Consider the following 2,069-nt stretch of genomic DNA (forward strand, 5'->3'; position numbering starts at 1 on the left):
GTCAGGCTCCTTGTTGAAGAAGCCCGTCATGCTCTGCCGCTGCCGGAGGACGCTCAATGCGAGCGCGACGCACGGCCCGTAACCGCTACCTCAACCGCAGGCGCCCTCCCGCGCAGCGGGTTCGTTCCCCGGCCCTATATTGGCGGCGTCATGTCTGGACTCCATCACCAAATCTCGCCCACCCCCTGACTCTTTTCCCGATCCTCAAACGTCTTAGCTACAGTGAAACACTGGAGCAGGTCGATGAGCCTCAGGGATAAGAATATCGTGGTCACCGGCGGCAGCCGTGGGCTTGGCCTCGGATTGGTCGAAGCGCTGGTCGAGCAGGGCGCCAGCGTGACCGTGGTCGCGCGGGGCGCCGAGGCGCTGGAAGCGGTCGGTGTGCGGCTTGGGGTCGCCACCATTGCGGCCGATGTCACGGACGAGGACGCGGCCTATCGCATTCTTGGCGAGGTTCGCCCAGACATAGTGGTGCTGAATGCCGGTGCCACGCCCCGGATGGGGCGGCTGGACCAGTTGAAGTGGGAGGATTTCTCCGTCGCCTGGGAGACCGACGTCAAGGCCGGGCTCTACTGGCTGCAGGCGGCGCTGAACCTGCCGCTCAAGCCAGGCAGCCGGGTGCTGGTGGGGTCGAGCGGAGCCGCCGTCACCGGATCGCAGATGTCGGGCGGCTATGGCGGCTCCAAGCGGATGCTGTGGTTCATGGCCAAATACGCCAATGGCGTGGCGCGGGAGAAGGGCCTCGGCATAGGCTTCCAGGCGATCGTGCCGCGGCAGATGATCCTCGGCACCGGAATCGGCGACGCGGCGGCCGGCGCCTATGCCGGCTCGATGGGCATCACGCCGGAACAATTCGTCACCCGCTTCGGCGCGCCGATGCCGCCCCGGGCTTTCGGCGACAGGGTGGTTTCCGTCCTGGAAGACCCGCAATATGCCGAGGGCGTCGTCTTCGGCCTCAGCGGCGACGCGGGCGTGACGATCATGGAGGCTCCTTGAGCGAGGGAAAGCCAGCCGTGGAGCGCGACCGGCAGGAGGGGCTGCTTGCCCTTGCCGCCGCCTTGCGGCCGGAGCTGCACCGCTATTGTTCGCGGCTGATGGGATCGGTCATCGACGGCGAGGATGTGGTGCAGGATACGTTCGCGCGCGCCTTCATTGCCCTGGACGAGTTGCGCGAGGTGCCGCAGCTCAGGCCCTGGCTGTTCCGGATCGCCCACAACCGCGCGCTGGACCTGTTGCGCAGCCGCGCGATCCGTGCCGCCGAGCCCATCGAGGCGGCGCTGGAGATTGCCGACGAGGCCGACCCGGTGGAGATGCTGATGCGCAGGCAAGCCGTGCAAACCGCCGTGTCGCGCTTCGCGGAGCTTCCGGTGCCGCAACGCAGCGTGATCATCCTGAGGGATGTGCTCGACGAGCCACTGGCCGACATCGCCGCCTTGCTTGATATCACGGTCGATGCGGTGAAGGCGCATCTGGCGCGCGGCCGCGCCCGGCTTCGGCGGATCAACGCCGAGGCCAAGCCGCTCCCCGATGCGCGCATCGCGTTCGCGGCAACCGTGCGCTACGTCAATCTGTTCAACCAACGCGACTGGGACGGCTTGCGCGCGCTGCTCGCCGACGATGTGCAGCTCCATCAGTCCATGCACCCGCCGCGCGCGGGCGCCGCCGACGTCGGCATGTTCTTCACGATCTACGCCAAGAGCGACGGCTTGTGGCTCAGGCCGGCATGGGTCGAGGGCCGCGAGGTGATCGCGGTGTTCGAGGACCGGGCCGCCGCGAAGCCAAGTCATTTCATGTGGCTGGAATGGCGCGAAGGCCGGATCAGCTTCATTCGCGACTACCGTTATGTCCGCTACATTCTCGAGGACGCGGAACTGGTGCTGGCAAGGCAAGCCGGATCTGGTGGCAATGGACGCCGATAGGCGACAGCAGGTCGCGGGCCGGATCGACGCCTGACGGCGGGCGTGGGCCGCCGCATCAAAGGCGAGGCGTCATGCTTTACGACGGGATCAGGGAGGAGACCTCGCGGTCGGACGGCCGCTCGCTCGTCGCCAGCCCCTCGGCCACGCCGG

General features: G+C 67.5%; 2 protein-coding genes. Both read left to right on the forward strand.

All coding sequences use genetic code 11. The annotated features are described in order from the left end of the window. Window positions 1-243: 243 nt before the first annotated feature. On the forward strand, window positions 244-996 hold the full coding sequence (locus tag O7A61_RS32015) for an SDR family NAD(P)-dependent oxidoreductase (RefSeq protein WP_337133145.1): 753 nt from the start codon (window positions 244-246) through the stop codon (window positions 994-996). Continuing rightward, complete coding sequence (locus O7A61_RS32020) at window positions 993-1,919, forward strand: sigma-70 family RNA polymerase sigma factor (RefSeq protein ID WP_337133146.1); 927 nt, start codon at window positions 993-995, stop codon at window positions 1,917-1,919. The genes O7A61_RS32015 and O7A61_RS32020 overlap by 4 nt, the downstream gene beginning before the upstream one ends. Window positions 1,920-2,069 lie beyond the last annotated feature (150 nt).

The organism is Mesorhizobium sp. Cs1321R2N1, from assembly GCF_037179725.1.
GTDB classification, from domain to species: domain Bacteria; phylum Pseudomonadota; class Alphaproteobacteria; order Rhizobiales; family Rhizobiaceae; genus Mesorhizobium; species Mesorhizobium salmacidum.

Excerpts from the sequence above, each read along its gene's own strand:
- O7A61_RS32015 (WP_337133145.1), top strand. The coding sequence starts at position 244 with ATGAGCCTCAGGGATAAGAATATCGTGGTCACCGGCGGCAGCCGTGGG.